22 protein-coding genes are annotated in these 25,212 nt (G+C 58.6%); 18 read left to right on the top strand and 4 right to left on the bottom strand.

The window, feature by feature from the left end; genetic code table 11:
• Window positions 1-106: 106 nt before the first annotated feature.
• The 3 genes from F7P80_RS15130 to F7P80_RS15120 are packed head-to-tail and all read right to left on the bottom strand — an operon-like array spanning window position 107 to window position 2,926.
• Window positions 107-892, bottom strand: a complete 786-nt coding sequence (locus F7P80_RS15130) for a glycosyltransferase family 2 protein (protein WP_151045838.1) — start codon at window positions 890-892, stop codon at window positions 107-109.
• Window positions 885-2,021, bottom strand: a complete 1,137-nt coding sequence (locus tag F7P80_RS15125; protein ID WP_151045836.1) for a glycosyltransferase family 4 protein — start codon at window positions 2,019-2,021, stop codon at window positions 885-887. Before F7P80_RS15125 ends, F7P80_RS15130 begins: the two co-directional genes overlap by 8 nt.
• Window positions 2,018-2,926 carry an MraY family glycosyltransferase gene (locus F7P80_RS15120; RefSeq protein ID WP_249041499.1) on the bottom strand — a complete coding sequence of 303 codons (909 nt, stop codon included), beginning with the start codon at window positions 2,924-2,926 and terminating at the stop codon, window positions 2,018-2,020. Before F7P80_RS15120 ends, F7P80_RS15125 begins: the two co-directional genes overlap by 4 nt.
• Before the next feature lie 295 nt (window positions 2,927-3,221).
• On the opposite strand from F7P80_RS15120, the gene argB reads away from it, so the two are divergent.
• The 15 genes from argB (at window position 3,222) to F7P80_RS15045 (ending at window position 19,479) form a co-directional block, all read left to right on the top strand.
• A complete protein-coding gene (gene argB / locus F7P80_RS15115; protein ID WP_054065842.1) occupies window positions 3,222-4,112 on the top strand; it encodes an acetylglutamate kinase in 891 nt (296 codons plus the stop codon).
• Between the two features lie 868 nt (window positions 4,113-4,980).
• Window positions 4,981-5,706, top strand: coding sequence for a response regulator (locus F7P80_RS15110; protein ID WP_151045832.1), 726 nt, complete (start codon window positions 4,981-4,983; stop codon window positions 5,704-5,706).
• Between the two features lie 116 nt (window positions 5,707-5,822).
• A complete protein-coding gene (locus F7P80_RS15105; RefSeq protein ID WP_054066144.1) occupies window positions 5,823-6,899 on the top strand; it encodes a sensor histidine kinase in 1,077 nt (358 codons plus the stop codon).
• A 90-nt stretch (window positions 6,900-6,989) separates the two neighbouring features.
• Window positions 6,990-7,679: a nucleoid occlusion factor SlmA gene (gene slmA, locus F7P80_RS15100; RefSeq protein WP_151045830.1), complete on the top strand. Its 690-nt coding sequence runs from the start codon at window positions 6,990-6,992 to the stop codon at window positions 7,677-7,679.
• Between the two features lie 208 nt (window positions 7,680-7,887).
• Window positions 7,888-8,583, top strand: coding sequence for a TetR/AcrR family transcriptional regulator (locus F7P80_RS15095; protein WP_151045828.1), 696 nt, complete (start codon window positions 7,888-7,890; stop codon window positions 8,581-8,583).
• 42 nt (window positions 8,584-8,625) lie between these two features.
• Complete coding sequence (locus F7P80_RS15090) at window positions 8,626-10,422, top strand: acyl-CoA dehydrogenase C-terminal domain-containing protein (protein ID WP_151045826.1); 1,797 nt, start codon at window positions 8,626-8,628, stop codon at window positions 10,420-10,422.
• Window positions 10,423-10,479: 57 nt separating this feature from the next.
• Window positions 10,480-10,914, top strand: a complete 435-nt coding sequence (locus tag F7P80_RS15085) for a DUF2147 domain-containing protein (protein ID WP_151045824.1) — start codon at window positions 10,480-10,482, stop codon at window positions 10,912-10,914.
• An 87-nt stretch (window positions 10,915-11,001) separates the two neighbouring features.
• Entirely contained in the window at window positions 11,002-13,404 is a 2,403-nt protein-coding gene (locus F7P80_RS15080) for a 3-hydroxyacyl-CoA dehydrogenase/enoyl-CoA hydratase family protein (RefSeq protein WP_151045822.1), read from the top strand.
• 82 nt (window positions 13,405-13,486) lie between these two features.
• Entirely contained in the window at window positions 13,487-13,879 is a 393-nt protein-coding gene (locus F7P80_RS15075) for an endonuclease domain-containing protein (protein WP_151045820.1), read from the top strand.
• Between the two features lie 20 nt (window positions 13,880-13,899).
• On the top strand, window positions 13,900-15,093 hold the full coding sequence (locus tag F7P80_RS15070) for an acetyl-CoA C-acyltransferase (protein WP_151045818.1): 1,194 nt from the start codon (window positions 13,900-13,902) through the stop codon (window positions 15,091-15,093).
• Between the two features lie 3 nt (window positions 15,094-15,096).
• A complete protein-coding gene (locus tag F7P80_RS15065; protein WP_151045816.1) occupies window positions 15,097-16,116 on the top strand; it encodes an alpha/beta hydrolase family protein in 1,020 nt (339 codons plus the stop codon).
• Between the two features lies 1 nt (window position 16,117).
• Window positions 16,118-16,975, top strand: a complete 858-nt coding sequence (locus tag F7P80_RS15060; protein WP_054066150.1) for an acyl-CoA thioesterase — start codon at window positions 16,118-16,120, stop codon at window positions 16,973-16,975.
• A 61-nt stretch (window positions 16,976-17,036) separates the two neighbouring features.
• A complete protein-coding gene (locus F7P80_RS15055; RefSeq protein ID WP_151045814.1) occupies window positions 17,037-17,825 on the top strand; it encodes an enoyl-CoA hydratase in 789 nt (262 codons plus the stop codon).
• Window positions 17,826-18,220: 395 nt separating this feature from the next.
• Window positions 18,221-18,712, top strand: a complete 492-nt coding sequence (locus F7P80_RS15050; protein WP_151045812.1) for a thioesterase family protein — start codon at window positions 18,221-18,223, stop codon at window positions 18,710-18,712.
• A 146-nt stretch (window positions 18,713-18,858) separates the two neighbouring features.
• Complete coding sequence (locus tag F7P80_RS15045) at window positions 18,859-19,479, top strand: bactofilin family protein (protein ID WP_151045810.1); 621 nt, start codon at window positions 18,859-18,861, stop codon at window positions 19,477-19,479.
• Between the two features lie 313 nt (window positions 19,480-19,792).
• Here the strand turns inward: F7P80_RS15045 and F7P80_RS15040 are convergent, their stop codons facing one another.
• Window positions 19,793-20,245 carry an acyl-CoA thioesterase gene (locus tag F7P80_RS15040; protein WP_054066154.1) on the bottom strand — a complete coding sequence of 151 codons (453 nt, stop codon included), beginning with the start codon at window positions 20,243-20,245 and terminating at the stop codon, window positions 19,793-19,795.
• A gap of 45 nt (window positions 20,246-20,290) precedes the next feature.
• On the opposite strand from F7P80_RS15040, the gene F7P80_RS15035 reads away from it, so the two are divergent.
• The 3 genes from F7P80_RS15035 to F7P80_RS15025 all read left to right on the top strand — a co-directional run bounded on the left by F7P80_RS15035 (window position 20,291) and on the right by F7P80_RS15025 (window position 25,088).
• Window positions 20,291-22,111, top strand: a complete 1,821-nt coding sequence (locus tag F7P80_RS15035) for an ABCB family ABC transporter ATP-binding protein/permease (protein WP_151045866.1) — start codon at window positions 20,291-20,293, stop codon at window positions 22,109-22,111.
• A 39-nt stretch (window positions 22,112-22,150) separates the two neighbouring features.
• Window positions 22,151-23,083, top strand: a complete 933-nt coding sequence (locus tag F7P80_RS15030; RefSeq protein WP_151045864.1) for a 2-hydroxyacid dehydrogenase — start codon at window positions 22,151-22,153, stop codon at window positions 23,081-23,083.
• Between the two features lie 181 nt (window positions 23,084-23,264).
• Window positions 23,265-25,088, top strand: a complete 1,824-nt coding sequence (locus F7P80_RS15025; RefSeq protein ID WP_211372052.1) for a Na/Pi cotransporter family protein — start codon at window positions 23,265-23,267, stop codon at window positions 25,086-25,088.
• Window positions 25,089-25,212 lie beyond the last annotated feature (124 nt).

Below are 25,212 nucleotides of genomic sequence, written 5' to 3'. Positions count from 1 at the left end.
TATTTTGCTGATATTTTGCTGCTATTTTGCTGCTATTTTTTTGTATTTTTTTAAATATTATTTTGAATTACTGATTGTTTTGTCGATATGATAATTTTTGAAGATTTTATTTAGTTGAGTTTAAAATTAACCTTTTTGTGTACTTTAGGTAAGATAGAGTTGATGCTAATATAAAAGTAGGTGTAGAGATGAATTTTTCGTTAAGCAATGACTTATAATTTCCAATTTCATGTTTTTGCATCTCAGATAAATTGGCGCTAAGGCCGCCGCTTCCGTAAAATGGTTTGTGAACAAAAGCTAAAATTTGGTTGCAAAAATAACATTGATAGTTATTGTGAATAATTTGAAGCCATAGTAAGTAATCTTCAGAATAACGCTGATTTTTTTTAAATCTTATTGGAATGCTTCTTTTTAGCATTACTGATGGTGTTGGAAATTTATTCTTTAAAAGAAGATGTGTTTTGGAAATTTTTCTAAAAAAAACTTCTTTGTGATTAATTATTTTTTTCTCTGAGTACAGCTCCATTGCATGCCCTGATAGATCGGCATGGGGGTTATTTAACATAAAAGATAATTGTAATTCAATTTTTCTATGATGCCAGGTATCATCAGCATCTAAAAATGCTATATAATTTGTCTTTGCGTGATCCCAGCCAATATTTCTCGCGTTGGCTGCGCCGTAATTTTCTTTTAATTCAATCAATGTTATTTTTTGTGAATTATTTTCTTCTTGAATTTTTTTTACATTTTCAATTGTTTTGTCCTTGCTTTTGTCATCAATAATTATTATTTCTTTTGGTTTAACGCTTTGATTTAAAATGGATTGAATTGCTCTATTAATGGTTTTTTCATTATTAAAGCAGGGTACTATTACGGATATTTGATTATTCATAAAGGATGATTTCTTTTAGTTTTTGATTTTGTTTTTTGCTATCGAAATTTTTTGAGCAAAGTATTCTGCTTTTATCTCCGAATTGTATAATTTTTTCTTTATTTTCGATAAAAAATAGAAAATTCCCTATTAATAGTTGATGGTTGTTTGTGGGTGTTAATAATCCATTGAAATTATTTATTATAGTTTCCCTGCATCCGGCAACATCCGTAGTAATCACCGCTCTCCCACATGCCATAGCCTCTTGCGTACTGCAAGGAACACCTTCACGGTAGTATGAAGGTAAGACAAAAACACTGGACTTTTCAATCCACGCCTGCACATTGTCAACATGGCCAGGGTGGATGATGATATTGGCTTGTTTATAGTAGTCCAGATCACTTTGTGAAAGGCTGCTGGGGTTGTCTTTGTCAATGGCACCCAAGACAATAAATTCAACTTCTGGATGCTGTTTTTTGACAATTTCAGCGGCTTTAAGAAATTCAAAAATCCCTTTTTCTGCAAGCAGGCGACCTATAAACAAGAAACGTATGGGGTTGAGTGAGGGTGGGGTGGGTTTGAATTTTTCAAGGTCAACACCAATGCCACCCAGAATTTGCACATCTTTGACTTTAATTTTGTGCTTTTCAAGCAGGTCAACAGGGTCATCTGGGTTGAGGAAAATAATTCTATCCAGATATCTGAAAGATATCTTGTACAAGAAAATCTGTACCGCTCGAACCAGTTTTTTCTTGAAGCTTTCTTTTTTGTGCGGTGGCTCTGGGGTAAAGGCATAGCCCAAGCCTTCCAGCATACCGACAATGCGTGGTACTTTGGCAAGTTTTGCAGCAAGTGTGCCAAAAATGACAGGTTTTGCAAAATAAGAAAAAACAATATCAGGAGAAATTGCCTTGATTTTGTTTTTGAGTTGTATAGTGCTTTTTATATCAGCAAAAGGGTTTAGCCCGCCTCGATTGAGCTGGTAGCTGACAGGCTCAGCACCTAGCGCTGTAATGGCTGCAGAAGTTTTTTTGCTGTAATCTGTGGCAAAGACATATACCTCATGACCTTCTTGGATCAGGAGTTCAATAAATGTTTTTCTAAAGTTCAACGTACTGCTGGCTACAGTACCGATCAGACAAATTTTCATTTCTTTGGCACCCAGCTAAAAAAAGCCAACTTACTATACATAGCCAGATACACCAAAATGCTAGCAACCAGCAGCACAGCACACAGCCATGTGTACTGATAGCTAAAAACCGCTGCAGCACAAGGAAGGGCTGCATACAGCCATAAAAAGGGCGAAGTCAGGCCGTTTTGCAGTGTTTGTGAAAATTCACCATAAATCTTGCGAGCCCAGCGTTTGTTGGCCAGCATATGCAGGTGTACTCCATCAGGTTGGCTGGGGTGGTAGCCTTCTCGCAGTGATTTGCGTACAAAGCTAAAGCCAACTTCAATAATAGGATACGAACAAATCAGCAAACTGGCCCAAGGCGACACCTGTGCATTGCGTTGAGGCAGCAAAATGGCAATCCATGCCAAGGTAAAGCCCAGGAAATATGCCCCCCCATCGCCGAGGAAAATTTTTCCGAAGGGCCAGTTCACCAGAAAAAAGCCTAGTACAGCGCCTGCGATAATCAGGCAGGCAAAGGCCAGGGGAATATCGCCTACTTCACGTGCAATAAGGCCAAAGGCTGCGAGCATGATGAGGGCAACGCCTGCAGTCAGACCATTAAAACCATCAATGATATTGATGGCATTGGCTACACCGCCAACGGCAAAGGCGGTAAACAGCACAGACACAGCAGTAAAACCCAGCAGCCAGTCCACACCCCAGATATCTACGCTGGTGAGCGACACGCCTGTAATGCCCCAGCCCAGCAGGCCAGAGGCCATGGTGGCGAGCAGGCGGGTTTTGACCGAGACTTTTTTGGTGATGTCTTCCAGCAGGCCAAAGATAAAGGCGGGCATGCCTGCCATCAAAATAGCACTAAGGATTTGACGCTTTTCTGCAGCGGCTGGGCTGTGGCTGGAGAAGGCATAGCCTGCCAGCACACCCACGACCAGAGCAATGCCTGCAATGCGCGGGGTGGGAGCGGTGTGGAACTTTTGCACGCCGGTGCTGGAGTCCATGGAGAAGGCACCATGCCACTTCTTGGTGCCTACGAGGAACAGGCAGGTGAGCAAAGATGCTATAGCGGCGATGAGGGCATCAAGCCGAGCCAGCTCTAGCGGGGAAAAGTGACTGAAAAACATGTGGGGGCGTGGCTATGTGTGCCGCCAGCGTGGACTGGGGCACAATGCGAAGTTTGTTTGACCTTATTGTCCCATGTACTGCTGGTAGATGACCATGACAACCCTTTCCCACATCACCCCCCGCGACAAAGCAGAAATTCTGGCGCAGGCGCTGCCTTACATCCGCAAGTTCCATGGCAAGACCATGGTGATCAAGTATGGCGGCAATGCCATGACCGACCCTGCGCTGCAGGCAGACTTTGCCGAAGACGTGGTGTTGCTGAAACTGGTGGGGATTAACCCGGTGGTGGTGCATGGCGGGGGGCCGCAGATTGAGACTGCACTGAACCGACTGGGCAAGAAGGGTGAGTTCATCCAGGGCATGCGTGTGACGGATGCCGAGACCATGGAAGTGGTGGAGTGGGTGCTGGCTGGTGAGGTGCAGCAGGACATCGTGGGCCTGATCCATCAGGCAGGTGGCAAGGCCGTGGGCCTGACGGGGCGTGATGGTGGTTTGATTCGTGCCAAGAAGCTGAAGATGCTGGACAACAAAGACCCCAGCATTGAGCACGATGTGGGCCAGGTGGGCGATATTGTGTCGATTGACCCCAGTGTGGTGAAAGCACTACAGGACGATGCTTTCATTCCTGTGATCAGCCCCATCGGCTTTGGCGAAGAAAACGAGAGCTACAACATCAATGCCGACGTGGTGGCCAGCAAGCTGGCGACCGTGCTGCAGGCAGAGAAACTGGTGCTGCTGACGAATACGCCCGGCGTGCTGAACAAGTCTGGTGAGCTGCTGACCGATCTGACCGCGCGTGAGATTGATGGCCTGTTTGCGGATGGCACGATCTCTGGCGGCATGCTGCCCAAGATCAGCGGCGCGCTGGATGCGGCCAAGGCGGGTGTGAATGCCGTGCATATCATCGATGGCCGTGTGCCGCACTCCATGCTGCTGGAGATTCTGACGGACCAGGCCTACGGCACCATGATTCGTAGCCACTGAGCGAGCGATTTACCCTCACCCTGACCCTCTCCCGTAAACGGGAGAGGGTATTTTTTCTTTGGTGCATGCACTCCCTCTCCCACTTGTGGGAGAGGGCAGGGGGAGGGTGATTCTTTCCCTCCCCCGCTGGGGGAGGGTGAGGGTGGGGGCCAACCTGGCATTTGCTACTTCACCTGCTCATATTCAGGGTCGTGCCCGGCCCCCATCCCTGCCTTCCCCCAGCGGGGGAAGGAGAGAAGACCAGAGGGGGCGGAACAAAGGTGGGCTGGTGGAAGGAGCACCCTCACCCTGACCCTCTCCCGTAAACGGGAGAGGGAACAAGAAATCCCTCCCCCGCTGGGTGAGGGTGTGGGGCAACCCAATGCATCCCTACTACCTGCCTGACCATCGCCTGTGTGTACTCCTTCTCCCACTTGTGGGAGAGGGCAGGGGTGAGGGTGATTCTTTCCCTCCCCCGCTGGGGGAGGGTGAGGGTGGGGGCCAACCTGGCATTTGCTACTTCACCTGCTCATATTCAGGGCCGTGCCCGGCCCCCATCCCTGCCTTCCCCCAGAGGGGGAAGGAGAGAAGGCCAGAGGGGGCGGAACAAAGGTGGGCTGGTGGAAGGAGCACCCTCACCCTGACCCTCTCCCGTAAACGGGAGAGGGGATGGCCTTCACTCCCTCTCCCACTTGTGGGAGAGGGCGGGGGTGAGGGGGGGGCCAGCTTTTTCTCTTTCTTATCGGCCAAAGCATGCAAAATCGGGTGCTGGATTTCACTGCAGATCAATAACGACAAAAAACCTGCTGGGGGATTGCACCGCCAGCTACGGTAGATCTGTACCAGCGCAAACAAAGCATGCACATCCAAAAAAGGGGAGGAGACAGTCATGCGCCTTTTGTTGGTAGAAGATGATTTGATGGTGGCCAGCGGCATCAAGCTGGGGCTGACCGATGCGGGCTATGCGGTGGACTGGGTCAGCAGCGCAGAGCGTGCGCTGGAGGCGCTGTCCAGTGAGTCGTTTGATATTGCCATTCTGGATATTGGCCTGACAGGCATGGACGGGCTGGAGCTGCTGCACCGCATGCGCGGCAAGGGCATGGACTGTGCCAGCATGCCGGTGCTGATCCTGACAGCGCGCGATGCGCTGCATGACCGTGTGCGGGGGCTGGATCTGGGCGCGGACGACTACATGGTCAAGCCCTATGAATTGCCTGAGCTGCTGGCGCGCTTGCGTGCGCTGCTGCGTCGCTCTCAGGCTGCCAACAGCGCGGTGCTGCACTTTGGCCCCTTGACGCTGGATACGGCAGCACGCAGCGCCGGCGCGTGGCTGGGCGGGCAGGAGGGCGTGGGGGAGTTCCAGACCATTGATTTGGGCCCACGTGAGTGGACGGTGCTGGAGTATCTGATGATCCACGCGCCCAAGCCTGCCAGCAAGGACAAGCTGCTGCAGGCGCTCACGGGCTGGGACAAGGAAATCACGCCCAATGCCGTAGAGGTCTACGTCTCGCGCCTGCGCGCCAAGCTGGAGCCGTATGGCGTGGCCTTGCGCTCCATCCGGGGCTTTGGCTACCGGCTGGATGTGATTCAGGCCGAAGCAGTCGCCACTGTCTGAGGCGTTGTATGAAAAAAGTAGCTGCCAGCGCTGATCAATCAAGCTTTTCAAATACTTTTCATGCTGAATACGAGATTTGACAAGCGCTGGCAGCTATTGTTTTTGAGGTTCAGCCCATGCGCCTGAGCACGCACAAGCGCTGGTTGCAGCTGCTGTGCTGGCTGACTGTGCCAGTGCTGGCCTTGCTGGCTGCCGCCGTCTGGTTGGGCTGGCGACTGGCCCAGCAGTTGGCCCAGCAGCAGAGTGAGCCGCTGGCTGGATGGTCTGCGCTGGCAGTGCCTGGCCTGGTATTGGTGCTGATGCTGTTGGTGTGTCTGGGCGTGACATGGCTGTGGCTGCGCAAGGTGCTGCAGCCGTGGGCCGCACTGGCCCAGCTGACGCAGGAGCGCGCGCCGCTGGATTTGCGGCCTGTGGAGCTGCAGGCCACGGATGCCCCTGAGGTGCGCAGTATGGTACATGCGCTCAACCGCCTGCTGGAGCGTCAGCGTGCGTCTACCGATGCACAGCAGCGCTTTGTGGCGGATGCCGCGCACCAGCTGCGTACACCGCTGGCGGCGCTGCAGTCCCAGGTCGAGGCCTGGGCGCTCATGGCCAGGGCTGCGCCCGAGCAAAGCATTGTGCTGCCTTGTGAGCAGGTGGAGCGCCTGCGCCATGCATCGCGCCGCACCACACAGCTGGCGAACCAGCTGCTGGCGCTGTCGCGCGTGGACAGCGGCCTCAAGCAGGGCACGGCGATGGAGCGCGTGGATATCAAAAGCCTGTGCGAGGCTTTGTTTGAGTCATTTCTGGACAGCGCGATTGCCAAAGAGATTGATCTGGGGCTAGAGGCCGAGGCCGCCCATGTCTCTGGCCATGAGTGGCTGCTGCGTGAAATGCTTGGCAACATTCTGGACAACGCCATCAAGTATTCCCAGTATGGTGGTCAAGTGACTTTGCGCTGTGGCCGTCGTCATGCGGAAGGGGGACAATCGCGGGTCTACGTGGAGGTGGAAGACGATGGCCCCGGGGTGCCCGTGGGTGAGTACACACGCCTGACACAGCGTTTTTATAGAGTGGCAGGGTCTACGGCGGATGGCTCCGGGCTGGGGCTGGCCATCGTGCAGGAAATCGCACAGGCGCATGCGGCGCAATTGAGTTTTTCTGCCGGATTAGCGGGGCGGGGCCTGCGTGTACTGCTCTTATTTAAAGAGTAACGCGGTATGATTTTGCTGATTTGACAATCAGTTACCTTGCGGATTCTCTGTGAGAGAATGAGTCGATTTACCTGTTGATTTGCTTGCCTTATGTCCGAATCTGAAGTTCTGAACCCTCTGACCGAAACAGCCGAGACTGTTGTTGCAACTGCTACGTTGGAAGAGGTTCCTCGTACGCGCAAGCGTCCCAAACCCGGCGAGCGTCGTGAGCAGATTCTTCAGGCGCTGGCGGCCATGCTGGAAAAGCCCGGCAGCGACCGCATCACCACGGCTGCATTGGCGGCAAATCTTTCTGTCAGTGAAGCTGCGCTGTACCGCCACTTTGCGAGCAAGGCGCAGATGTTTGAAGGCCTGATCGATTTCATCGAGCAGTCGGTCTTCTCTCTGGTGCAGCAAGTGATGGGCAGAGATGGCGAGGTGCTGGAATTCACCCCCGAAGACGGCGCACGCCGTGCGGTGCGCATCGTGGCCCTGGTGCTGCAGTTCGCAGAGCGCAACCCCGGCATGGTGCGTGTGCTGGTGGGCGACGCCCTGCTGCTGGAGCACGAGCGCCTGCAGGTGCGCATGAACCAGTTTTTTGAGCGCATCGAATCTACGCTGCGCCAGTGCCTGCGCCCTGCGGCTGGCGCACTGGGCTCGGCCACACCTACGGTGGAAGCACAGGTCGCCGCCAGCGTGCTGATGAGCTTTGTGCAGGGCCGTCTGCTGCGCTTTGTGCGCACAGGCTTCCGTCGCCAGCCTACCGAGCATCTGGATGCCAGCCTGGCGATGCTGATCTGAGCAGGCCGGAGCATCGTTCACGGCGAGCAAAAACATGCAGGGTGACCGCTTCGGTGGTCACCCTTTTTTTATTGTCTGCAGGCAGCCGGATATTGCCGGAATGCGTCAGGCGGAAAGTGCATCACGCAAGGGTTAGCACCTATGCGCAAAGTGGGGCAATGTTTTTACGATTCAAAAAAGAACGAACGTTCGTTTTATTTGTGAATGCATGTCCTCTATCCCACATATTTTCCCCACGGTCCCATCTTCTCCTTCCGAGCTGCAGCGTAAAACGCGCAGCGTAGCCACGGGGCACCGTGCTTCCCCCAAGGGGCTGCAGACCAAGGCCTACATCATTGATACGGCCTTGCAGCTGGCCATGCACAACGGGCTGGAAAGCCTGTCGATTGGCAGTCTGGCAGAAGCCACCCAGATGAGCAAGTCAGGCGTTTTTGCGCATTTTGGTTCGCGCGAAGAGCTGCAGATTTCCGTGATCCGCGAATACCACCAGCGCTTTGAGCAGGAGGTATTTCTGCCCGCCATGCAGGCACCGCGCGGCCTGCCGCGTCTGCGTGCGCTGTTTGATAACTGGATGAAGCGCACCACCATTGAGCTCGATTCCGGCTGTATCTACATCAGCGGTGCCATTGAGTTCCAGGACAACATCGGCCCCGTGCGTGAGGCGCTGGTCAACTCCGTGGGTGCCTGGCATGTGGCGCTGCGCCGCGCCATTGGTCTGTGCAAGGAACTGGGCCATCTACAGCCCGATGCAGACGAGAACCAGATTCTTTCGGAAATTCACGGCCTGATTCTGGTGCTGCACTACGAGGCGCGCTTTCTGCGCAGCCCTGGTGCCTTGCAGCGCGCATTGACGGGCTTTGAAAACATTTTGCTGCGCTACGGCGCATCCCCCACCCAGGCGTAAGCCGCTTTCTGTTGTTATTGCTGATTCATTAGGAGACCAACCATGCCTAGCTATAACCCACCGCTGCGCGACATGCAGTTCCTGCTGCACGAAGTGTTTGGCGTTGAACAAGAATACAAGGCCATGCCCAAGCACGCGGAGGTGGATGCCGACACCATCAACGCCGTGCTCGAAGAAGCAGGCAAGTTCGCGGCCAATGTGGTGTTCCCGCTGAACATCAGCGGTGACGAAGAAGGCTGCAAGCTGGACGCCACCACGCATGAGGTGACCACGCCCAAGGGTTTCAAGGAGGCCTATCAGCAATTTGTGGAAGGAGGCTGGCCTGCACTGTCCTGCGACCCTGCCTACGGCGGCCAGGGCCTGCCTTTTGTGGTGAACTCGGCCCTGTACGAAATGCTCAACAGCGCCAACCAGGCCTGGACCATGTACCCCGGCCTGTCGCACGGCGCGTATGAAGCCCTGCACGCACACGGCTCTGATGAACTGAAGGCCAAGTACCTACCCAAGCTGACCAGCGGTGAGTGGACGGGCACCATGTGCCTGACAGAGCCCCACTGCGGTACCGACTTGGGCCTGCTGCGTACCAAGGCAGAACCTCAGGCCGATGGCACCTACAAGATCACCGGCAACAAGATTTTTATCTCTGCGGGTGAGCATGACTTCACCTCCAACATCGTGCACCTGGTGCTGGCGCGTCTGCCTGACGCACCTGCAGGCTCCAAGGGCATCAGCCTGTTTGTGGTGCCCAAGTACAAGGTGACCGCCGATGGCTCGCTGGGTGAGCGCAACGCCATCTACTGCGGCGGTCTGGAACACAAGATGGGCATCAAGGCCAACGCCACCGCCCAGATCGTGATGGACGGCGCTGTGGGCGAAATGGTGGGCCAGCCCAACAAGGGCCTGCAGGCCATGTTTGTGATGATGAACGCAGCCCGTCTGGGCGTGGGCAACCAGTCGCTGGGCCTGACCGAAGTGGCCTACCAGAACGCGCTGGCCTATGCCAAGGACCGTCTGCAGATGCGCAGCCTGTCCGGCACCAAGGCCAAGGACAAGCCTGCGGACCCCATCATCGTTCACCCCGATGTGCGCCGCATGCTGCTCACAGCCAAGGCCTATGCCGAAGGTGGCCGTGCGCTGTCTACCTTCTGCGGGCTGCTGATCGACAAGGAACTGAACCACCCCGACGAAAAGGTGCGCAAGGACAGCGCCGAGCTGGTGGCGCTGCTGACCCCCATCGTCAAGGCCTTCCTGACCGACAACGGCTGGATTTCCACCACCGCTGCGCAGCAGGTGTTTGGCGGCCATGGCTTCATCAAGGAATGGGGCATGGAGCAGTTTGTGCGCGACAACCGCATCAACATGATCTACGAAGGCACGAACGGCATCCAGGCGCTGGACCTGCTGGGCCGCAAGGTGCTGAGTAACCAGGGCGCAACGCTGAAGAAGTTCGGCAAGCTGGTGGCGCAGCTGGTGGAGGAAGAAGGCGTCAACGAAAAGATGGCCGAATTCATCAACCCCATCGCCGTGCTGGGCGAGCAGATGACCAAGTTCACCACCGAAATCGGCTTTAAGGGCATGCAAAACCCCGACGAAGTGGGCGCTGCTGCCGTGGACTACCTGCGCGTGGCCGGTCACCTGGTGTTTGGCTACTTCTTTGCCCGCATGGCCCAGGTGGCACTGCGCAAGATCGCCGAAGGCAATACCGACCCCTTCTACCAGGCTAAGTTGCAGACCGCACGTTTCTACTTTGCGCGCCTGTTCCCTGAGACCGCTTCGCTGATGCGCACGGCACGTGCTGGCAGCAAGGTGTTGATGGATACGGATGCTGCTCTGCTTTAAATAGCTGCAGCCGCTTGTATTTCCAGCAATGTGTAGGTTTTTAATTCGGAGATCCCCATGAAAAAAGCGCTAGCAGCTCTGGTTTTTGTAGCTATCGGTACGCCCGTCATGGCCCAGATGTCGCCCGTCGGCCTCTGGAAGAGCGTGGATGAAAAAACCGGTGCCCCCAAGTCGGAAGTGCGCATCTCCGAAAGCAGCGGCGTGCTGATCGGCAAGGTGGAGCGCATTCTGCGCGAAGGGGCGGACCCCAGCGCTGTCTGTGACCAGTGCACGGACGACCGCAAGGGCAAGCCCATCGTGGGCCTGGAAATCATCCGTGGTGCCAAGCAGGCCGAGGGCAAGACCGTCTGGGAAGACGGCAAGATCCTCGACCCTGAAAACGGCAAGACCTACACCCTGCGCCTGACGCCTGTGGACGGCGGCCAGAAGCTGGAAGTGCGCGGCTCCATCGGTCCGTTTGGACGCACCCAGACCTGGGTGCGCGTGCAGTAAGAAGTACTTCGCTGACCCGGCCTGCTGTGCACCATCCTGGTGGGGTGCCATGCAGCGCCGAGGCTCGGCATTCAATGGAACACTCCCATGTCCCGATTCAATGTGAAAAAAGTTGCCGTGCTGGGTGCCGGTGTGATGGGGGCGCAGATCGCGGCCCATCTGGTGAACGTGAAGGTGCCGGTCATCCTGTTTGACCTGCCCGCCAAGGAAGGCCCCAAGAGCGCGATTGCCGAGAAGGCGATTGCCAATCTGAAAAAGCTCAAGCCCTCGCCCATTGGCGTGGCCGAAGATGCCGACCTGATTCAGCCTGCCAACTATGAAGAGCACCTGAAGCTGCTCAAGCAGTGCGATCTGGTCATCGAAGCCATTGCCGAGCGCATGGACTGGAAGCTGGATCTCTACACCAAGATCGCTCCCCATGTGGCCAAGCATGCGCTGGTGGCATCCAACACTTCGGGCCTGAGCATTACCAAGCTTTCCGAAGCTTTACCAGAAGCCATCAAGCCACGCTTCTGTGGCATTCACTTCTTCAACCCCCCACGCTACATGCCGCTGGTGGAGCTGATTGCCACGCCGACCACCGAGCCCGAAGTGCTCGACCAGCTCGAAGCCTTTGTGACCAGCGATCTGGGCAAGGGCGTGGTGCGCGCCAAGGACACGCCCAACTTCATCGCCAACCGCATCGGCATTGCAGGCATGCTCTCCACCATCAAGGAGGCGGAAAACTTCGGCCTGACTTACGATGTGGTGGACGACCTGACGGGCAAGAAGCTGGGCCGCGCCTCGTCCGGCACCTTCCGCACCGCCGACGTGGTGGGCCTGGACACCATGGCCCATGTGATCAAGACGCTGCAGGACAACCTGAGCCTGGAGACCGATCCCTTCTACGACAGCTTTGGCACGCCGCCTGTGCTGCAAAAGCTGCTGGAGCTGGGCCACCTGGGTCAGAAGACCAAGGCCGGTTTTTACAAGAAGGTGGGCCGCGAAATTCTGCAGTTCGAGCTGGACAGCGAGGATTACATCCCTGCTGGGCAAAAGGCCGATGCCGTGTACGCCCGCATGCTTAAAAAACCTGCGGCGGAACGCCTGAAGCTGCTGCGCAATGCTGAAGGTGCGCCCGGTCAGTTCCTGTGGGCGATTTTGCGCAATGGCTTCCATTACGCCGCTGTGCATCTCGAGAGCATTGCCGATTCAGCACGTGATCTGGACCAGGCCATGCGCTGGGGCTTTGGCATGAAGCAGGGCCCCTTCGAGCTGTGGCAGGAAGCGGGCTGGCTGGAAGTGGCCAAGATGATTCAGGAAGACATCGACGCAGGCAAGGCGCTGTGCAAGGCGCCGCTGCCCAGGTGGGTGTTTGAAGGGCCTGTGGCCGAGGCTGGTGGCGTGCACACCGCCGAAGGCTCGTGGAGCCCCGCGCAGGGCAAGTTTGTGCCCCGCCGCGTGCTGCCCGTGTATGAGCGCCAGATCTTCCCCGAGCGCCTGCTGGGTGAAACCAATCTGCCCGACTGGAAGACCGCTGGCACCACCATTTTTGAATCCAAGGCACTGCGCACCTGGACGCTGGAAGGCGAGGTGCTGATCGCCAGCATCAAGAACAAGATGCACGCCATCAGCCCCGAAGTCATGGAAGGCCTGATGGAAGCCGTGGACGTGGCCGAGCAGGACTTCAAGGGCATGGTGATCTGGTCGGGCGACGCGCCTTTCAGCGTGGGCGCTGACCTGGAAGCCACCATGCCAGCCTTTGTGATTGGTGGCGCAGATGCCATCGAAAGCATTGAGCAGGAGCTGCAGAACCTGATGCTGCGCATCCGCTATGCCCAGGTGCCTGTGGTGTCTGCCATCCACGGCATGGCGCTGGGCGGTGGCTGCGAGCTGGCCGTGTACTCAGCACGCCGCGTGGCCCACATGGAAAGCTACATCGGTCTGGTGGAAGTGGGCGTGGGGCTGATTCCCGGTGCCGGTGGCCTGACCTATATCGCCCGCCGCGCGGCGGAAAACGCGAAGTCCAGCACGGGCAAGGACTTGCTGCCCTTCCTGACCGAAGGCTTTACCGCAGCCGCCATGGCCAAGGTGGGCACATCGGCCATCGAGTCGCGCAAGCTGGGCTATCTGCTCGATTCCGACATCATCGTGCCGCACAAGGACGAAGTGTTGTTTGTGGCCATCAATGAGGTCAAGTCCATGGCCGACGGAGGCTGGCGTGCACCGCTCAAGCGTCCTTTCCCCGTGGCAGGCCGCAGCGGCATCGCCACCATCAAGGCGCAGCTGGTGAACATGCGCGATGGCGGCTTTATCAGCGCCTATGACTTCAAGATCGCCTCGATGATTGCGGAGATTGTCTGCGGCGGCGAAGTGGAGGCCAATTCGCTGGTGACCGAAGAATACCTGCTGGCCATGGAGCGCAAGGCCTTCTGCCACCTGATTGGTCAGCCCAAGACCCATGAGCGGATTCTGGGCATGCTCAATACGGGCAAGCCGGTGCGTAATTGATGAAACCGCTGTGGCTTCGCCATTCCATTCCCTCCCCCTCTGGGGGAGGGTGAGGGTGGGGGCCTGATGCAGTCATAAGACCATGCAAAACCAATCTACCCGTTCAGCTCGTTCTCATGCGCGTGAGCTTCGACGTGCGATGACGGATGCCGAAAGCAAGCTCTGGGATGCTTTGCGCGCAGAGCAGCTGGGGGTGAAGTTTCGTCGCCAGCACCCACTGGGCTGCTACGTGGCGGATTTTGCATGCCTGTCGCCCAAGCTGATTGTGGAGCTTGATGGTTCACAGCATCAGCAGCAACAGGCTTATGACGCTCAGCGCGATGCATTTTTTCAGGCGCAGGGCTTTGTGGTGATGCGTTTTGCATCCGATGCCCCTTTCAGAAATCTGGATGGGATTTTGCAGGCGATAGCACAGCAGTTGTCCGTGCTGGGCTGGCCCCCATCCCCGCCTTCCCCCAGAGGGGGAAGGAGTTAAATACCCAAGGAGTAATCTCCATGAAACAAGTACAAGACGCGTACATCGTTGCCGCTACACGTACCCCCATCGGTCGTTCGGGGCGCGGTTACTTCAGGAACACCCGTCCGGATGATCTGCTGGCCGCCTCCGTCCGCGCTGCGCTGCAGCAGGTGCCTGCGCTGGACCCCAAGGCGATTGAAGATGCCATCATTGGCTGCTCCTTCCCCGAAGGCGAGCAGGGCATGAACATGGCGCGCATGGTCATGGGCATGGTGTTCCAGCACCCTGTGGGCGGTATTACCGTCAACCGTTTCTGTGCATCCGGTATCTCGGCCATCCAGATGGCGGCAGATCGCATCCGTGTGGGTGAGGCCGATGTGCTGATCGCCGGTGGTGCGGAGTCCATGAGCATGGTACCCATGGGCGGCAACAAGCCTTCGTTCAACCCCGAGGTGTTTGCCCAGGATGAGAACGTCGGCATTGCCTACGGCATGGGCCTGACGGCCGAGAAAGTGGCCCAGCAGTGGAAGGTGAGCCGCGAGCAGCAGGATGCCTTTGCGCTGGAGTCCCACCTGCGTGCCATCAAGGCGCAGCAGGCGGGGGAGTTCACCGACGAAATCACGCCCATCGAAGTCATCGAGCGCACGCCCAATCTGGCGACCGGTGAAGTCATCACCAAGAGCCGCACCGTGAACCTGGATGAAGGCCCTCGCCCAGACACCACGCTGGAAGCGCTGGGCAAGCTCAAGCCCGTGTTTGCGGCACGTGGCTCGGTCACGGCCGGCAACTCCTCACAGACCAGCGATGGTGCAGGTGCACTGATTCTGGCCAGCGAAAAAGCCGTCAAGCAGTTTGGTCTAATACCATTGGCCCGCTTTGTGAGCTTTGCCGCACGTGGCGTGCCACCCGAAATCATGGGCATTGGCCCCATCGAAGCCATTCCTGCCGCGCTGCGCTATGCAGGCATCAACCAGCAGGATATTGACTGGTACGAGCTGAACGAAGCCTTTGCGGCCCAGTCTCTGGCCGTGATGAACACGCTGGGTCTGGACCCCGCCAAGGTCAACCCCATGGGCGGCGCAATTGCGCTGGGTCACCCCTTGGGGGCGACTGGCGCCATCCGTGCCGCGACTGTGGTGCACGCCTTGCGCCGCCACAACCTGAAGTACGGCATGGTCACCATGTGCGTGGGCACCGGCCAGGGCGCGGCGGGCATCTTCGAGCGCGTTTAAGCCATGGACGATGCAGCCACGGATTACGCAGTCGCCGTGCGCTGGCAGTCGCTCAGTCTGGAGGTGCCCGGCGTCGCTGGCCCTCTGGCGCTGCGGCGCTGCCAGCCTGTGGATGCACCGGTACATGCCCAGGCAGTGATTGCGGCGGCGGTGGGCGTGCCACAGCGCTACTACACGGCGTTTGCCCAGTGGCTGGCTGCTCACGGCTATGCCGTGACCACGTTTGACTACCGTGGACATGCGGAGTCACTGCATGGGCCGCTGCGCAAGGCCAAGGCCAACTTGCTGGACTGGGCAGCCGACTGCGCCGCCGTGGCCCAGCATGTGCGTGCCCAGGCTCCGCAGTTGCCGCTGTACTGGCTGGGCCACAGCGTTGGGGCGCAGCTGCCTGGCATCAACGGCAGTGATATGCCCATTGACGGCATGCTGGCCATTGCCAGCGGCAGTGGTTACTGGCGTGACAACGCCACACCCACGCGGCGCAAGGTGCTGCTGTGGTGGCATGTGATTGCGCCGGTGGTCACGGCCGTGTGCGGCTGCCTGCCGGGTAAAAAGCTGGGGCTGGTGGGCAATCTGCCTGCGGGCGTGCTCTGGCAGTGGCGCAGATGGTGTCTCCACCCCAACTATGGCATTGGGGTAGAGGGGGAAGCACTGCGCAAGGCATATGCAGCGGCACGTTACCCCGTGCATGCGTTTTCGGTCGAGGACGACGAGATGATGTCGTGGCGTTCCACGGCATCACTGGTCGGCTGGTACCGCAACAGCGCGCAGCGCATCGAACGCCTGCGCATGCTGGATGTGCCCGGACGCCGTATCGGGCACTTTGGGTTCTTTCGTTCCGAGATGGAGCACACCTTGTGGCCCCGCGCACTCGCGGTGCTGGAGCGCTGGAACCTGGGAGAGGTGACGCCTAAAGGTCAGCCCTCTGCAAGCAATGGCGCTACAGTCATGGGCATGGAACGCAGGGCCATGGCTGCCAGCAGGCAGTGTGGTCAGGGTGAGCTTTTCTCGGAGAACCCATGATATGAGCACCGTTCAAGACGCCAACACCACCGTTGTGTCAGGTTTCCATCCGCTGGATGTCGCGCTGCGCATGACGCCGCAGCACGACGGCAGCATGCAGGCCACTGCGCCTGCGGCCTACTGGAACATGGTCGGCCCCTATGGAGGGATTACGGCCGCACAGATGCTGCAGGCTGTGCTGGCCCAGCCCAACCTGCTGGGTGAGCCGGTTTCCATCACCGTCAACTTTGCCGGGCCTGTGGCCAGTGGTGATATGCGCATCGAAGCCGTGGCTGTGCGCACCAACCGTTCGACCCAGCACTGGACCGTGAGCATGGGCCAGCGCAATGCGGAAGGCGAATACGAGATCTGCACCACAGCCACGGTGATCACCGCCGTGCGGCGCGAGACCTTCAGCATGGACAGCCTGGACCCGCCTGCCATGCCAGATCCTGCAACCTGCGAGCGTTACGACACCCAGGGCGCCATGGAATGGCTGCACCGCTACGACATGCGTGTGGTGCAGGGGGCGATTCCCACGGTCTGGGACGACAGCGGGCAGGAAAGCATTTCCCAGCTGTGGGTGCGCGATGACCCGCCACGTCCGCTGGACTTTCCGGCGCTGGCGGCCCTGTGCGATGTGTTTTTTCCCCGTATCTGGCTGCAGCGTGCGCGCCGGGTACCTGCAGGCACGGTCGGTATGACCGTATATTTCCACGCTGGCTCGGAACAGCTGGCACAGCAGGCAGATCGCCATGTGCTGGCACAGGCCAGTGCACAGGCATTTCGCAATGGCTATTTTGACCAGACCGCCCAGCTGTGGGATGCCGAAGGCAGCCTGCTGGCGACCAGCCACCAGATCGTTTATTACAAGGAATAAGGCGGCAACGGCACAGTCAGCGCTGTGCTGTGCCGCCTTGTTGCTTTATTCAGGAAAACCTATGACAGAAACCGCTCACCAAGACATCCTGGTGCACACCGAAGCCGGTGTGCGCACCATTACCTTCAACCGTGTGGACAAGAAAAACTCCATCACCCAGGCCATGTATGCGGCGCTGGCCGAAGCGCTGCGCAGCGCTGCGACCGACGAGGCCGTGCGTGTGGTGGTGCTGCAGGGCGATGCCACCGTGTTCAGCGCAGGCAATGATATTGGCGACTTTCTCTCTCGCCAGAGTGGCCAGCCACTGACCCAGGAAGCGCCCGTGTTCCAGTTCCTGCATGCGCTGGCAGATTTCCCCAAGCCCCTGATTGCTGCTGTGGCAGGCCCGGCCGTTGGTATTGGCACCACCATGCTGCTGCATTGCGATCTGGTCTATGCCGGTGACAACGCCGCCTTCTCGCTGCCCTTTGTGAACCTGGGTCTGTGCCCTGAAGCAGCGTCCAGCCTGCTGCTGCCCCGCCTGATGGGTTACCACCGCGCCGCCGAAGCGCTGATGCTGGGTGAGCCCTTCATGGCAGAAGCCGCGCTCGAAGTGGGCCTGGTCAACCGCGTGGTGCCACCGACCGAGGTCAATGCCTACGCCCAGTCGCAGGCGGCCAAGCTGGCGGCCAAGCCCATGTCGGCACTGATCGAAACCAAGCGCCTGATGAAGGCCGGCCAGCGCGACGCCATCAATGCGCAGATGGCGACCGAAGGCCAGAGCTTCAGCCGCATGCTGGTTGAGCCCGCTGCCCGCGAAGCCTTTACCGCGTTTATGGAAAAGAGAAAACCTGATTTCAGCAAGTGCTGAAATCGAGGCGGAGCTTGTCTCCGCCGAATGGCGAAGCCAAGGTTTGCTCTTTCACTAGAAAAGAAAGCCAGACTTCAGCAAATGCTGAAGTCGGTAGGCATGCGTAAGCAGGCCGTACCGCGCAGCGGGCGAGTGCTTTCGCCAAAAGAGAAAACCTGATTTCAGCAAGTGCTGAAATCGAGGCGGAGCTTGTCTCCGCTGAATGGCGAAGCCAAGGTTTGCGCTTTCACCAAAAACGTAAGCCCGACTTCAGCCAGCTCTAGGCTGGCCTGAATACCGAGCTATAAAAACAAAAGCTGTTAGCGCCCGAAATTGCTTGGTTTCACATGGAATTCATTTCGAAAACCAAGCAATATCAAGCGCTGGCAGCTCTTTTTTTAAGAGAGGTTCATGCCATGACACCCAAGCCATCCCAGTCTGCACAGGCGTTGCAGTTCGAGCCCGAGTTTCTGGCCGCGCTCAAGCATGTGACGGAGGAATACGTCAGCTTCAACAAGGTGCTGGGGCTGAAGCTGGAAAGCACCGATGCGACCACGGCCGTGGCCAGCATGGAGATGAAGCCAGATCTGGTGGGACACCCTGCCATCAACCGCATCCACGGCGGTGCCATCAGCGCGGCGCTGGACGCGGTGGGTGGCGTAGCCGTCATGGCCGCCCTGGGTGCCAAGCACATGGCAGAGCCGTGGCAGCAGCGCGTGGAACGCTTTGGCCGTATTGGCACCATTGACCTGCGCGTGGACTATATGCGCCCAGGCATTGGTCAGCGCTTTGTGGTGCGTGCCGAAGTGCTGCGTCTGGGCTCGCGCGTGGCCACGACCCGCATGGAGTTTCTGAGTGAAACGGGCGAGCTGCTCTCCGCTGGCATGGCTGCGTATATTGTTTCCTGAGTCTGCAGCGCCGTGCTATTTGTTTGAGAGCGCAACACACGTAAGCAGACGCCACAACCGTAGTCTTTGCTTACGGCTGTTGCGAAACCAGCGAGCGTGTGCAGCGGCAGGATTCCTATGCTCAAGACTTTCATTGAGGAGGATCCATGGCCGTGAGCAACCCATTCTTTTCCAAGCGAGAGCCGCAAAGCTTCGTCAACCGCCCCAGCAATCCCGTGGGCGGCTTCAGACCTGCAGGCAACGCCGCAGCAGAGCCTGCTGCATCCACCGTGCACGAATCTGTTCCCAGCAGCATGGTCCATGGCAACAGTGCTGCGCCTGCTGCGCCTGCTGCGCCTGCTGCGGCAAGTGCTTCCAGCAATACGGCAGACCAGGGCGGCAGCAAGCTGACCGTAGGCCCCAACATCAAGCTCAAGGGCGTAGAAATTACGGACTGCGACACACTGGTGGTCGAGGGGACGGTTGAGGCCACCATGGATTCGCGCGTCATCCACATTGCGCAGCAGGGCGCTTTTCACGGTGCTGCAGAAATTGATATTGCCGAGATTCATGGCGAGTTTGCGGGCTCGCTGACCGTGCGTGAAAAGCTGGTGATCCACAGCACCGGGCGCGTCAGCGGCAAGATTCGCTACGGCAAGATCGTGATTGAGGAGGGTGGCCAGCTCTCGGGCGAGATTGAAGTGGGCGTAGGGCAGCGTACCAAGGCCGTGACCAGCAGCACTTCAGCAGCTGCCAAGCCCAAGACGGCAGAAGCAACATCAGCTTGAGTGCCCGCGCGGCCCAGGTGGTGCAGGGCCTCACCATCGAGGTGATGCATAAGCCTTGGCAAACCCTCACCCCAGCCCTCTCCCACAAGTGGGAGAGGGCGTTGCATCCCAGCTTTGTTCCCTCTCCCGTTTACGGGAGAGGGTCAGGGTGAGGGGCATTTTCTCCTTCCCCTCTCTGGGGGAAGGCAGGGATGGGGGCCGGCAGTGCCTGGAATCTGAGCAGGTTGGGCAGCATGCACCAGCTTGGCCCCCACCCTCACCCTCACCCAGCGGGGAGGGAAAAGAAACAGTGGGAGAAAAAGCCTGCCCCGCCTCAGTCCTGCTGGGGCAGGATGGCCGTAGGTGCAGTTTCCGGTGCAGGTGTATTCAGCGGGCGGGGGCGGCCTTCGTCATCAATGGCGACATAGGTCAGCACGGCTTCAGTCACCTTGACGTACTGGCCCTGGTGGCTCATGCGCTCGGCAAACACTTCCATGTCCACGGTCACCGAAGTGCGACCTACGTGGGTAATGCAGCCATACAGCGACACCACATCGCCCACGCGCACGGGGTGCTTGAAGATGAACTCTTTCACAGCCACGGTGGCCATGCGACCACCGGCCAGGCGCATGGCCAGTGTGCAGCCTGCCAGGTCCACCTGAGACATCACCCAGCCACCAAAGATGTCGCCATTGGCATTGCAGTCGGCAGGCATGGGAACGACTTTGAGCACCAGCTCTTTATCAGTAGGCAGTGCAACGCTGGGCAAGTCAGGAGAACGAGGCATGGGTGACAATTCGGCAGTAAAACAAACAGACCCGAATTGTCCTCCATGCGTCGCAGCGGTTCACACGAAACACCAGATCCCTCCAGCACTTCAGTGGCTAATGCTGCGGAATGGGCCGCCCTGCGGCGCCTGCTCCCCTATCTGTGGCAGTACAAATGGCGCGTGCTGGCCGCCTTGCTGTTCATGGTGGCAGCCAAGCTGGCAGTAGTGGGTGTGCCGCTGCTGCTCAAGGAACTGGTGGATGCGCTGGACGTGAAGCCGGGCGATGGCAAGGCGCTGCTGGTCGTCCCCGTAGGGCTGCTGCTGGCCTACGGGGCGCTGCGCTTTTCGACCTCGCTGTTTACCGAGCTGCGCGATCTGGTCTTTGCCAAGGCTACGCAGGGGGCATCGCGCGCGATAGCACTGTCCACGTTCCGCCATCTGATGAGTCTGAGTCTGCGCTTTCACCTGGAGCGCCAGACCGGCGGCATGACGCGTGACATCGAGCGTGGAGTGCGCAGCACCGAGTCACTGGTGTCCTACTCGCTCTACAGCATCCTGCCCACCTTGATGGAAATGCTGCTGGTGCTGGGCATTCTGGCGGTGAGCTTTGACTGGGGCTTTGCAGCCATCACAGCCGTGGCGCTGGTGTGCTACATCACTTTCACCGTCAAGCTCACGGAGTGGCGCACGCAGTTCCGGCGCGCCGCGAATGCGCAGGATTCGGCCGCCCACACCAAGGCGGTGGACGCGCTGCTGAACTACGAAACCGTCAAATACTTCAACAACGAAGACTTTGAGGCGCACCGCTATGACGAAAACCTGCAGGAGCTGCGCCGCGTACGTCTGAAAAGCCAGCGCACGCTGAGTCTGCTCAATGGCGGGCAGCAGCTCATCATTGCTACGGCGCTGGTGGCCATGCTCTGGCGCGCCACGCAGGGGGTGGTGGCAGGTACGCTGACGCTGGGCGACTTTGTGATGATCAATGCCTTCATGATTCAGCTGTACATACCGCTGAATTTTCTGGGCACGCTGTACCGCGAAATCAAGCAGAGCATGGCAGACCTTTCGCGCATGTTCACCCTCATGGACCGCGAGCGCGAGGTGGCAGATCAGCCATCGGCCCAGCCGCTGCAGCTGCACGAACAGCCCGAGGTACGCTTTGAAGAGGTACGCTTTGCCTATGACCCAGAACGTCCCATCCTGCAGGGCGTGAGCTTTAGCGTGCCAGCGGGCAAGACCGTGGCCGTGGTCGGTGCATCCGGCGCAGGAAAGAGCACGCTGGCACGCCTGCTGTACCGCTTTTATGACGTGCAAAGCGGCCGCATCACCATTGCGGGTCAGGACATCCGTGGTGTGACGCAGGACAGCCTGCGCCGCGCCATTGGCATCGTGCCGCAGGACACCGTGCTGTTCAACGATACCGTGGCCTACAACATCGCCTATGGCCGCACGGGAGCCACCCAGCAGGAGGTGGAGGAAGCCGCCAAGGCTGCGCGCATTCATGACTTCATCATCTCTACCCCGAAGGGCTATGCCACCAGGGTGGGGGAGCGTGGACTCAAGCTCTCAGGCGGCGAAAAGCAGCGCGTGGCCATAGCGCGCACCCTGCTCAAGAACCCGCCGATACTGATCTTTGATGAGGCGACCTCAGCGCTGGACAGCCAGACCGAGCGTGCCATTCAGCAGGAACTGGCCAGCGCCGCTCAGGGCAAGACCACGCTGGTGATTGCACACCGCCTGTCTACCGTGGTCGATGCCCATGAGATTCTGGTCATGGACGGCGGCCAGATCATCGAGCGCGGCACACACGCACACTTGCTGGCCCAAGGTGGCCGCTATGCCCAAATGTGGGCGCTGCAACAAAGCGCAGAGCATTCAGAATAGGCGCTTTGACCTTGACCGACCTTTTCTGCCATGTCTGCCTTGAAGCCTGTTCTCCTTGTTTTGCATGTGCTCTCGGAAGCACACCGTGACCAGCTGGCCCAGCACTTTGAGGTGCTGTACGCCCCCGATGCCCAGCAGTGTGCACAGGCCATTGCCGAGCATGGCGCGCAGGTGGAGGTGGTGCTGACCATTGGTGCAATTGGCCTGAGCGCTGCGCAGATGGAGGCCATGCCTCGCCTGCGTCTGGTCGGGGCGCTGGGCGCAGGCTATGAAAACATTGATCTGGCCCATGCCCGTGCGCGTGGCATTGGCCTGTTCAATGGTACTGGCACCAACGACAACTGCGTGGCCGATCACGCCTTTGGCCTGGTGCTGGCGGCTGTGCGCGGCATCGTGCATCTGGACAAGCTCACGCGCCAGGGCGTATGGCGCAATGCCATTGAGCTGCCGCCCAATGTCTCGGGTAAGCGCCTGGGCATTCTGGGGCTGGGCACCATCGGCCAGAAGATTGCCCGCCGCGCCGAGGGCTTTGACATGCCTGTGGGCTATCACAACCGCAAGCCCAAGGCGGGTGTGTCCCACACCTACTTCGACAGCGTGCTGGGGCTGGCCGAGTGGGCCGATGTGCTGGTGGTTGCCACGCCCGGTGGCGCAGCCACCAGGCATCTGGTGAATGCCCAGGTACTCGATGCGCTGGGCCCACAGGGCTATGTGGTGAATATCGCGCGTGGCTCGGTGATCGACACCGCCGCACTGGCGCAGGTCCTGCGTGAAGGTCGTCTGGCGGGAGCCGGGCTGGATGTGTATGAGAGCGAGCCGCTGCCGCCTGCCGAGCTGCTGGACAGCAGCAAGGTGGTGCTGACACCGCATGTGGCGGGCTGGTCGCCCGAGGCCGTGCAGGCCACCGTGGATTTGTTCCTAGACAACAGCTTGCGATATTTCTCCGGGCAATCCCTGATCACCCCGATCTAAGTGCAGTCTGCCACTTACACTGCGCGGTTTCGTTGACAACTGCTTACATTCTGCGCGCTAGTCATGCAGCACTGCCTGCAGCATTGCGCGCTGTGCACGCCCATGCAAGCTGGGTGTATGGGGTAGTTAGAGACCCCAGCAAAAAGAACAACTGAAAAAAAGGTGTGATGTGTTCAGCCCTGTGTATTCCAAACATTCGCTGATGGTTCTGGCGCTGGCGGCGCTGGCGTGGTCGTTCTGGTGGAGTAGCGGCTGGCTGCAGCTGTGCGCCGGGCTGGCGCTGTTTCTGTTCGGCATGCAAAGCCTGGAGCAGGGCCTGAAGAACCTGGCCGGCGGCAGGCTGGAGCAGTGGTTGGGCAAAAGCACATCCACGCCCTTCAAGGGGCTGCTGTTTGGCTCGGTCGCCAGTCTGCTGCTGCAGTCCAGCACACTGGTGTCGCTGCTGACCATTGCTTTTCTGAGTGCCGGGTTGATCACGCTGGTGGGCAGCATCGCCGTGCTGTTTGGTGCCAACCTGGGTGCCACCAGCGGTATCTGGCTGCTGGCACTGGCAGGGCAGAACATCAGCATGTCCAAAGTGGCCATGCCGCTGCTGGTGTTTGGCATTTTGCTGGGCATGTCGGGCGACAGGGGCAAGGCCGTAGGTCGTCTGCTGCTGGGCATTTCGCTGATCTTCATGGGCATTGATGAGATCAAGTCCGGCTTCTCCAGCTTTGGGGATCTGCGGCTGGACCGCTACAGCGCCGATGGTGCGATGGGTGCACTGCTGTTCGTGGGTGTGGGGACGCTGATCACGGTGGTCGTGCAGTCCAGCCACGCCACGCTGATGCTGACACTGGCTGCACTGGCCAGCCAGCAGCTGGCGCTGGATCAGGCGCTGGCCATTGCTATTGGCTCCAACCTGGGATCGGCCGTATCAACAGGTGTCATGGGCCTGATTGGCAGCGCGCGCAGCGGTCAGCGTCTGGCGGTGGCACACATGGTGTTCAACGGTACGACGACGGTGATTGCCTTCTTCCTGCTGCCGCCCATGACCTGGCTGGTCGTACACGCCACAGGCTGGATGGGTATGGGTGACAACACCCTGATTCAGCTGGCCATGTTCCATACCCTGTTCAATGCCATGGGCGTGCTGGTGTTCTGGCCTTTTCAGCAGCAGCTGGCCCAGGCGCTGGAGCGCTGGTTGCCTGACGCGCAGGAGCCTTCGGTGCTGATTGAAACCGGTGCCGGGCAGGTGGTACAGCTCACACGGGCGCGCTATCTGCAGACCACATCCTTGCAGACGGCAGAAAGTGCCAGCAGTGCCGTGGCCAAGGAGTTGCAGCACATGGCACGTCTGGCGCTGGAGGTGGTGGCCCACGCGCTGTATGCACCACCTGATGTGCGCCATGGCCCGGAGCGCGAAGACCCGCAGCTGCGCAGCCGTCTGGAGCACCAGGCCATCAATGCCGATGTGCTCTACCGCAACCACATCAAGGGGGTGTATGCCGATCTGCTGGAGTTCATGGGGCGCATGGATCAGCCGCTGGATGGCGCGCAGCAGGCGTTCTGGCACAGCAGCCAGGTGGCGGCCTTTCAGCTGGTAGATGCGGTCAAGGATGCCCACCGCCTGCAGCGCAATATGCACAAATTCCTGATGCAGCCCGATGACTCCGCCGCGCGTAGCAGCTATCTGGAGCTGCGCCTGTACATGCTGCAGACCTTGCGCGACATCCATGCCCTGAGTGTGGCGGACATGCCTGAGTCGCAATGGACGCAGGAGCTGCATGCGCTGGATGCCAGCATCGCCGCGTTTGATGCCCAGTTCCGCAAGCATCTGTTTGCAGCCATCCGCGGTGGTCTGCTTGACAGTCTGACCGTCAGCTCTTTGATGAATGACCTGGGCTTTGCTCAGACCATCATCCATGTGCTGCGCCAGGTGCTGCTGCTGGGTGAGGGGCATGAAGCCATTCGCCAGGAGCAGCTGCTGATGGGGGAGGCGCCGCTGATTCAGACTGCAGCCTGATACGCTGTAAAAAAAAGAGCTGCCAGCGCTTGCTACATGGGCGCTGGCAGCTCTTTTTTGATGGTTGTTGCGGCTTGTATCAGCGGTCAGTGTTTTAATAGAAAAATTAGGCTCCAGCGCTGAT

The organism is Comamonas kerstersii, assembly GCF_008801935.1.
Lineage (GTDB): Bacteria > Pseudomonadota > Gammaproteobacteria > Burkholderiales > Burkholderiaceae_C > Comamonas > Comamonas kerstersii.
This window is presented reverse-complemented; position numbering and strand designations above follow the sequence as displayed.